The sequence below is a fragment of the Chitinophaga sp. genome (assembly GCF_036566945.1).
GTDB lineage: Bacteria > Bacteroidota > Bacteroidia > Chitinophagales > Chitinophagaceae > Chitinophaga.
This window is the reverse complement of record NZ_DATCVJ010000540.1, coordinates 1-9,865: the sequence shown is the minus strand read 5'-3', so window position 1 is coordinate 9,865 and position 9,865 is coordinate 1. Positions and strand designations below refer to the sequence as shown.

Here is a 9,865-nt window from a genome sequence, read left to right as displayed (position 1 = left end):
AAAACTTAATAAGTAAATGGGTACTATTTTTAATGATGATTTCAGAGAATTTATTCAGGCAATGAATAATCATGATGTGGAGTACATTCTCGTTGGAGGTTATGCTGTGATCCTTCATGGTTACCGAAGAGTAACCGGGGATATGGATATATGGGTGAACAGAACAAAAGAAAACTATTTGAGACTAACACGCGCATTTCAGGAGTTCGGTTTGCCCATCTTTGATATGACTGAAGCAAAATTCCTGGATGTTGACACCGTGGATGTTTTTTCCTATGGGCGGCCACCGGTAAGTATTGATATAATCACAAAACTCAAAGGTGTTGAATTTGATGATGCCTATCCTCAAGCCCAGATTTTCAATGAAGAAGGATTGATGATCAGGTTTTTGCACCTGAATAATCTTATTGAGGCCAAAAAAGCTGCAGGTAGACATAAGGATCTGGACGATATTGAGAAATTAACTTCTGGAGAGCAGCAAAGCGACATTTAATTTGACACTTAGTAACTACAATAACTCCCTCTTGTTTGGTTGTGGTCTTCTAACTGATAAGGCTTTAAGATGAAATGATCTTTGCGAAAGCACATTTTACTTTAAATGCGACGGCATGAAGAAGCCAATAGTTTGGTTTTACCAAAACACAGCTGGCAACCCAGGGATTAAGGTCTATTATGGGCAATTCTTTTTTTTGAACTGCCTTTCTTTTCACAGGCACCGCTATAAACCAGATTACAGATTCGGGGAAGAAGACGCTGGTGAAAAGAAATATCATGCCGTTGGAAATGGTTCGAGAAAAGTACACTCCGGTGCACTAAGGTGGACAAATTGAGATTACTCTTGGTTTGTCCATTTTTATTTTTATCAAACCCCATGTCCAGCGCGTATATTAGACTTGCACAATTGTTATTACCCTATAAAGAATCTTTATGGACGACAACCAACGTATCCGAATAACTCCTTATTCCCTCCGTGAGCTTCCAATTATTTATGGTGTGCTGGTGCAGTTATTAAGAACTTGCTACAACATTTTGAAAGTGAATTGGGGCCACGGCAAGGAGGATATTATACTGTTGCATAAATACAATTCATCTTTGGGAAATTAGGTATGCCTGATAATTCTTAATCCACTTGATTTCGCAAGGAATAAGAAAACGCCAGGTCACAGAAGGCTGATTGTTTAATTCTATCGGTGGGTATTTATATTAAAGATACCTGGCATGTATTTGTAGTTTTCTTGGAATAACTATCTTTACACCATGCGATCATGGATTACCAAAATATCGTTGGTGCTGGCAGTAATTGTAATTACTGCACATAACCTTGTTTTCCATGACCACGATCATAACTTGTTTGCAGCACAACATTCACATCATGATCAGGACGATGATCACGAAAAGAATGGGCTGTTTGCGCTTAACTTGATTGATCATTGCTTTACTTCCCAGTCTCGTGACAACCTACAACATACACTTCCACTTCCACTATTAACTTTACCTCCTGTTCCGGAAACAGTTTGTTTACCGGAAGCTATCTGCTATCCGATTTTAAAAACAAGCTATCAACTGAAGCATGAGTTTCCGCCGCCGCTGCAAGCTCGTTCCAGCACTTCTTTTAGAGGCCCCCCAACCTTATCAGCATAATTTTCACCGGATCATTTTTTGTCGGGCAGGCTTTACTATGCAATAACTACAAGTTGCATTGGAGCTGATACCTGACATACACCCTTTTCTATACTCCGATTTGGAAGCTAATAGCGCCGGTGGGCTATGTTTCCCGCAATCATCAATGTGATTTTACTTTTTTGTACCTGTAAGGGCCAGGATAGGCGGAACAGGTATACCAATTATTCGATATGCTGAATAAGATCATTGAATTTTCAATCCGGAACAAACTGATTGTGGGTCTATTTATTCTAGGCCTCATTGGTTATGGTATATATGAGGTCACCAGATTACCTATAGATGCAGTTCCAGATATTACAGATAACCAGGTACAGGTTATTACGGTTACCCCTTCGTTAGGTGCACCCGATGTGGAGCGGCTGATATCTTTTCCTATTGAACAGGCAAACAGTAACATACCCGGCCTCAATAAGATCCGGAGCTTTTCCCGATTCGGATTATCAGTAGTAACCATTGTCTTTGATGATGATGTCGATGTATACTGGGCACGGCAACAGGTAACGGAACGGCTACAGGAAGTACAAAGCCAGATTCCATCTGGGTTTGGTACCCCGAAATTGGCGCCGGTGACAACGGGACTGGGCGAAATCTACCAGTACACTGTTCGTCCTAAAAAAGGATATGAGGACAGATATTCTGCAATGGAACTCCGTACCATTCAGGACTAGATAGTGCGCCGGCAGCTGCTAGGTGTCAAGGGGGTTGCAGACGTAAGCAGCTTCGGTGGCTATCTTAAACAGTATGAAATAGCTGTGGAACCAGCAAAGTTGAAATCTTACGGTATTTCTATCAACGATGTTTTTAAAGCACTCGAAACCAATAACCAGAATACAGGTGGTGCATATATAGAAAAGGAATCCACCGTACTTTTCATCAGAAGCGAAGGACTGGTAAGCTCTGAAGAAGATATCAAAAAGATTGTTGTGAAAAATACCACCAATGGCACTCCGCTGCTGGTAAAGGATATTGGTGATGTTCGCCTGGGCTATGCCACCCGATACGGAGCTATGACCTATAATGGTGAACGGGAAGTATCCGGTGCGGTGGTGATGATGCTGAAAGGGGCCAATAGTAACGAGGTTATCAAAAATATCAAAACACGCATAGATCAGATACAAAAGACACTTCCGGAAGGTGTAATGGTAGATCCTTTTCTTGATAGGACGAAGATGGTAAATAACGCCATAGGCACGGTTGAAAAGAACCTGCTGGAAGGTGCGCTGATTGTGGTTTTTGTATTGGTGCTTTTCCTGGGCAATTTCAGGGCTGGGCTACTGGTGGCATCAGTCATACCGCTGGCTATGCTGGTAGCCGTTATTATGATGAACACCTTCGGCGTAAGTGGAAACCTCATGAGCCTTGGTGCGCTTGACTTTGGGCTGATCGTTGACGGTACGCTGATCATTGTAGAAGCCTGTATGTTCAGACTTCATCATTATAATAAAGCAACCATTACACAAAAGGAAATGGATAACCTTGTGCTGGAGACATCCGCAAGGATGCGTAATGCCGCTGTTTTTGGAGAGTTGATTATCCTGATTGTTTACCTGCCCATCTTTGCACTAGCTGGCGTGGAGGGGAAGATGTTCAAGCCAATGGCGCAAACTGTCGCCTTTGCGCTATTCGGAGCCTTCCTTCTTTCCTTAACTTATGTACCCATGATGAGTGCATTGGTTTTAAATAAAAAAATCCCTACAAAACTCTCCTGGTCCGATAGGATGATGGAAAAGCTGGAAATACGATATCAGCGCATACTCAGCCGGGTTTTGAATTTCCCCAAACTGATCATCGGTTCTGCTGTTGCTCTGCTGGCTATTGCCCTGTTTGTCCTGTCTTTATTAGGTGGAGAATTTATCCCAAGGCTGGAGGAAGGCGATTTTGCGGTAGAAACAAGGGTGCTAACCGGTAGTAGCTTGAAGACATCTACCACTGCTGTTTCTCAGGGAGCCAAGATACTATTGGCGAAATTTCCGGAAGTAGAAAAAGTAGTTGGTAAAACCGGCAGTAGTGAAATCCCCACTGATCCCATGCCTATTGATGCCAGTGATATGATGGTGATTCTTAAAGATAAAAAGGAATGGACCTCGGCAAAAACCTTCGATGAACTAACAGAAAAAATGTCAAAAGAACTGGAAGCCATCCCCGGTGTAACCTTTGGATTCCAATATCCTGTACAGATGCGCTTCAATGAACTAATGACCGGTGCGCGCCAGGATGTGGTCTGTAAGATTTATGGGGAGGATCTTGACAGCCTTTCGGTCTTTGCTAATCGGTTAGGCGCAGTGGTCGGAACGGTAAAAGGAGCCACAGATTTATATGTGGAGGCTGTAACTGGTATGCCGCAGATAGTAATACAGTATAACAGGGATGCTATAGCCCAATATGGCCTTAATATCAATGATATAAACAGCATTGTAAACACTGCTTTTGCCGGACAAAGCAGTGGACTGGTATATGAAGGAGAAAAACGCTTTGATCTGGTAGTCCGTTTGAGCGGCCAACAGCGACAGAATGTGGCCGATGTTCAAAATCTGCTTATTCCAACTCAACAGGGAACCCAAATACCGTTATATCTTGTAGCCAATGTAACTATACAGGAAGGCCCCAATCAGATACAGCGGGAAGATGCACAACGCCGGATTATTGTTGGATTCAACGTGCGCGGTCGTGATGTACAGACCGTTGTAGCCGAATTGCAACAGAAGATATCTGGCAAAATCAAATTACCTCCCGGATACTATATAACCTACGGTGGGGCATTTGAGAATCTGGAAGCGGCAAAGAAACGTTTAAGCATCGCCGTACCTGTTTCCCTGTTACTCATTCTATTAATGCTATACTTTGCCTTCAACAGCATCAGACAGGGATTGCTTATTTATTCGGCTATCCCGCTGTCGGCCATTGGCGGTATTTTGGCGTTGGCACTACGTGGTATGCCTTTTAGTATATCAGCAGGTATTGGCTTTATTGCCTTATTTGGCGTAGCTGTTCTCAACGGCATTGTATTAATCGCTGAATTTAATCGCCTGCATAAAGAAGGGATGAATGATGTCAGGGAAATTGTATTGAAGGGTACAAGCGTGCGTCTTCGCCCAGTATTAATAACGGCATCAGTAGCCTCACTGGGCTTTCTGCCAATGGCACTGAGCAATGGTGCAGGTGCGGAAGTACAACGGCCGCTTGCTACGGTTGTTATTGGCGGCCTGATAATAGCCACCTTTCTTACTTTGTTTGTGCTACCAATGCTTTATATCATCTTTGAAAAACGTCACTTAATGAAATCCGGTAAACATCTTCCGGGGGCAGCCCTCTTATTACTGCCATTCCTGCTGTTGGCAGCACCTAAAGCACAGGCCCAGCAGCCTATTTCATTAAATGCCGCGCTGGATACTGCCATGAAGAATAATCTTTCTATCCGTAACCAAAAATTAAATGCAGATTATCTGAACAAATTGAAAGGGGCCGGATGGGATGCAAATCAGACAGTATTAACGGGCGAATATGGCAAAATCAACAGCGCTTATAATGACAATAAATTTGCCATCACTCAAACCATAAAATTTCCAACTATCTATAGCAGGCAGAAAATGCTGTTAAATGAAGAATGGAAGGAAGGCATGCTGAATGTTGCCGTAAGACAAACAGAACTAAGACGACAGGTTACATTTGTTTATTATCAACTATTATTCCTGCGTAGCAAGAAGGAATTACTACATCATACGGATAGCATTTACGCTGTCTTTTTAGAGAAAGCAACGTTGCGTTTCAAAACCGGGGAAAGTAACCTACTGGAGAAAACCACGGCAGAAACGCAACGTGGACAGATTGGATTACAGCTGGAACAATTACAACAAGACTATAGCATCCTTCAGGCCAGGTTAAAGGTATTGCTAAATAGCGCAACAGACCTGGAGCCGGATAGTAGCCCACTTAAAATGCCAGCACCCGCTACAGATGATACTTCAGCACTTTTAAAGCACCCATACTTGCAGCTGCTGGAGCAACAGGAGCAAACAAGTATTTCAAAATACAAACTCGAAAAATCCAGATTATTGCCCGATTTGCTGTTAGGCTATAACAACATGACCATGCGGGGTATGGGAGCTGATAATAAGGAGTATTCCGGCAGCACGCGTTTCCAGTCTGCACAGGTGGGAGTGGGTATCCCACTTTTCTTTGGCGCACAGAAAGCAAAAATTAATGCTCAGAAGATCGGTCAGGAAGTGGCTATCAATAACTATCAGGCAGGACTACAGGAGTTGCAGTTACAATATGATCAGGTAGCAAAACAATACAAAAAAGCGATCCAAGCGGTTACATACTATGAACTATCCGGGTTAAAGAACGCTGATACCATCATTGCAACAGCTAACCTACAGTATTTGAATGGTGACATCAGTTACCTGGAATGGGTGATGCTGAACAATCAGGCTTTTACGATTCAGAATGAATACCTGGATGCCGTGAACAACCTTAACCAGTCAATCATTGAATCCAATTCTTTATTAAACAGGTAAATACACAATTCATGAAACAGTTTATCATCATAATAGCTACATCCTGTTTACTAGCGGCATGTAACAGCAAACCTAAAGAAGAGGAAAGAGCGCCAGCAGCCGGTAAAGAAAACCTCATTGAAATGACAGATGCTCAGTTGAAAAATGCTGATATCATGGCAGAGCGTCCGGAGAAACGTAGCATATCCGCTGTCATTAAAGTAAACGGGCAAATTGATGTGCCGCCACAGAATATGGTTAGTATTAGTTTTCCGTTGGGTGGGTTTCTTAAATCGACTAACCTCTTACCCGGTATGCGCATTAGCAAAGGAGCTGTAATAGGAGTTATGGAAGATCAGCAGTTTATTCAGCTACAACAGGATTACCTTACTTCCAAGGCAAAATTGGCTTACCTCGAAAAAGAGTATAATCGTCAACGAGAACTTAATCAAAGCAAAGCTACCAGTGATAAACTATTTGAGCAAACCGAAGCAGAGTTTATAAGTGTGCGAATCCTGAACAAATCAGTAGCAGAAAAACTACAGTTAATAGGGATCAATGCTGCTAAACTTGATGAAAACAGTATTTCAAGAAGTGTAAATATATATGCTCCTATAAATGGCTTCGTATCTAAAGTGAATGTGAACGTAGGTAAGTTTGTGAATCCATCGGATGTGCTATTTGAAATCGTAAATCCTACAGATATTCATCTTGCGCTGACAGTATTTGAAAAGGATTTAAATAAACTGGCTATTGGTCAAACGGTAAAAGCCTATAATAATACCAATCCTGAGAGAAAGTATAATTGCAAGATTATTCTTATCGGTCAAGACCTTTCTTCAGAAAGAAGTGTACAGGTACATTGCCATTTTGAACAATATGATAAATCATTGATACCAGGTACATATATGAATGGAGATATTGAAGCCGCCAATGACAGTACCTGGTCGCTGCCAGAAGCTGCGGTGGTACGTTTTGAGAATAAGGAATTTGTTTTTTGCAGGAAAGAGAATAACATTTTCGAAATGTTACCGGTCAAGACAGGTAGCCATGAGAATGGTTATATTGAAATTATAACGGCAAATGCCGATAATTTGGTTAACCAACAAATCGTGGTTAAAGGTGCTTATTCCCTTCTGATGAAAATGAAAAATACCGCGGAAGAATAATAGCTAAGAAGCAGATAGATAAAATGAAAACAAAAAAAATATCCGGGAACGCCAGAAAGAAAAGGCGTTCCCGGATTGGTGAAATTATTGTAACTGTTATATTGTTTGGTCTTCTGGTGCGAGTTTTTCGGGGGAAATCGAATCAATCATTTGCTGCTATAATAAGAACAAGATTCGTGCCGCCAAACGTATACGGCTATACTAAATTTAACATGCTGCACTCCTGCTGCCGAAAATTGCATTTTTCAGAGAATTATCTCTATATTTATTCCCGATAACCGTATCTGCAAACATATTTAAGACAGCACAAATTAAAGATACCTGTCTGTCCTCCCGTTTATTTTCTATCCTGCGAAATCTTATTAACCAAACTTTAAATATGGAAAAATCATTAATTGCTTCAATTCTGTTGTTGTCATTAGCCACTGCCTGCAGTAAAATTGTTGATCCCCATGAGCCACCCGTGGTAACCCACCCGGATACCGCTTTATACAACGTTACTACAGTAAAGGAGGTAGAAGCTCATATATTGGGCCTGGCCATAGCCGACGACGGAACGATCTTTTACAGCGCGGGAAACAAGATCTATAAGATAAAAGGCAGCACTAAATCATTGCTGGCAGGAGGAGAGGAAGCTGGTCTCAGAGATGGCCCCGGAGCCTCTGCATTGTTTAACCTTCCTACCAGGATGGCCGTTCATGCCGATGGTAGCTTGTATGTAAATGATAGCTATAATAAAAAATTAAGAAAGATCGATCCCTCCGGGAATGTATCAACAGTGGTGTTCTCATTTGTTGATTCCATTTATGACAAATACGGAAAATTAGTTGAGGTAAGGCATGATACAACCAGCAGGATGGGTGCTATATTCGATGTGAATATCAAAAACAATCATCTGTATCTTATGTGTAACGGCTACAGCACCCCCGTCCACGAATACAATACGCTTCAGTGCCGTCTGGATAGTAATTACTTTTTGTCGAAGAGATACAACTTATTCATAACGCAGGGAGAAGTCAGAAGCTTTGATATTTCACAAGATGAACAATATCTTTATTGGTGTAGCATTTACGGATTAGAGAAATTCAATTTAATAACCGGAAAAGAAGCACCCAGTTACGACTATAACGACAGGGATTTCCCCAACTTTGCACTCGGAGAAGAAGACAGCATTGTATATAAACCCAGACTTGATAAATGTATCATCGAAAGAACGCCACTGGCTACAGGAAAAGATTCCCTGATTGCCGGACAAATAAATACCGCTCCGATGAATATCCCCCATCTTTCAAAGGATGGAATCGGTGTTCAGGCTTCATTTAATTATATTACCCTGGTAAAGAAAAAGAACAACTACCTGTATATTGCCGAATCAGATTATTATGATGACCTGGGAGGTAAAATCAGGAAAATGAGAGTTCCCTAAAGTAGCAAGTCATGAATTGGGAAGCGCAATTATTAAAATTCGAACAAAGCAAGGATGGGAGATTCCCTGCGCTTTCTCCCACTTATACTGATGCAGTTGTTTCGCCCGGCGCTTTAATCGCGACAAGTATTTTTAATATTGCAAAACTATTTTACCTGTGAAGTGTTGTACAGTTAAGTTTCGGAATTCGTGTTTTAGCTCCGTTACCATAACCGCCTGAGTTCTGCAAATTAGCCTCACAGGATTTTGTACCTCGTTTACAGGAAGTACATATTTATATGCAAGTCAAAGCGCCTTGGTCTGTAAACCATCATGTATAAACAGATCTTTCATTTTTGTAAGCATCTTTATGTCAATTCAAAGAATAGCAAATCCAATATGCCGTAGTCTATTGATCGTTGTTTACATCGTTACCTGTTTCCTGTCTGCTCCTGTTATTACCAAAGCACAGACACCCGGCAATCGTCATGTGCCGGAAGAGGATCTGAGCGATTTCGCCCGGCGTATCCTTCATAAAAAAGTAGATTCCGCCAAAGTTGTAGAAGAAAAAAAGGCAGCTATTCTCCCTTCTGTAGGCTATAACCCGAGTTTAGGCTTTGTAATTGGTGCAAAAATATCCGGGGTTAAACAATTAGGTAATCCTGGAAATACTAATCTTTCGTTTTTTGGGTTGGAAGGGCTGTTGACCTCCAAAGGGATTATCACTTTACAGGCCCGTCATAATATCTTCAGAGCTGCTGATAAATGGAACCTGCAGGGCAACTGGCAATTTTCAAAATTTCTCATCGAAGATTATGGGATTGGTACAGGTAATAAAGATTACCGCACCAATAGCGATAGTACTTTCCCCATCAAATTTAATTATATCCGCTTGTCTGAGCAGGTGTATACCAAAGTTGGAGAAAATTTATATGTGGGTGTAGGCATCACATTTAATATACGCGGAAAGATCGATGATGAGAAACTGGAAACCTTACATAGTACCCCACATCAACGGTATAGCCTTCAAAACGGGTTTGATACCAGCCGCTATTCTTCAAATGGGCTCCTGCTCGGACTGCAGTTCAATACCCGCGAGCATCCTTTACGCT

General features: G+C 41.6%; 5 protein-coding genes and 2 pseudogenes. All 7 read left to right on the top strand.

Annotation, left to right across the window (positions count from 1 at the left end):
- The first annotated feature begins 16 nt into the window (after positions 1-16).
- Complete coding sequence (locus VIP81_RS16595; protein ID WP_331963178.1) at positions 17-493, top strand: hypothetical protein; 477 nt, start codon at positions 17-19, stop codon at positions 491-493.
- Positions 494-1,257: 764 nt separating this feature from the next.
- On the top strand, positions 1,258-1,641 hold the full coding sequence (locus tag VIP81_RS16590) for a hypothetical protein (RefSeq protein ID WP_331963175.1): 384 nt from the start codon (positions 1,258-1,260) through the stop codon (positions 1,639-1,641).
- A 212-nt stretch (positions 1,642-1,853) separates the two neighbouring features.
- A pseudogene (locus VIP81_RS16585) lies at positions 1,854-4,952 on the top strand (efflux RND transporter permease subunit); the annotation flags it as partial.
- Positions 4,926-6,200, top strand: coding sequence for a TolC family protein (locus tag VIP81_RS16580; RefSeq protein WP_331963181.1), 1,275 nt, complete (start codon positions 4,926-4,928; stop codon positions 6,198-6,200). The pseudogene VIP81_RS16585 and the gene VIP81_RS16580, both read left to right, overlap by 27 nt.
- 11 nt (positions 6,201-6,211) lie before the next feature.
- Positions 6,212-7,348: an efflux RND transporter periplasmic adaptor subunit gene (locus tag VIP81_RS16575; RefSeq protein ID WP_331963172.1), complete on the top strand. Its 1,137-nt coding sequence runs from the start codon at positions 6,212-6,214 to the stop codon at positions 7,346-7,348.
- A gap of 379 nt (positions 7,349-7,727) precedes the next feature.
- Positions 7,728-8,774 (top strand): hypothetical protein, encoded by a 1,047-nt coding sequence (locus VIP81_RS16570; protein ID WP_331963169.1) that lies wholly within the window; start codon positions 7,728-7,730, stop codon positions 8,772-8,774.
- A 391-nt stretch (positions 8,775-9,165) separates the two neighbouring features.
- Positions 9,166-9,865 (top strand): annotated as a pseudogene (locus VIP81_RS16565) (hypothetical protein); the annotation flags it as partial.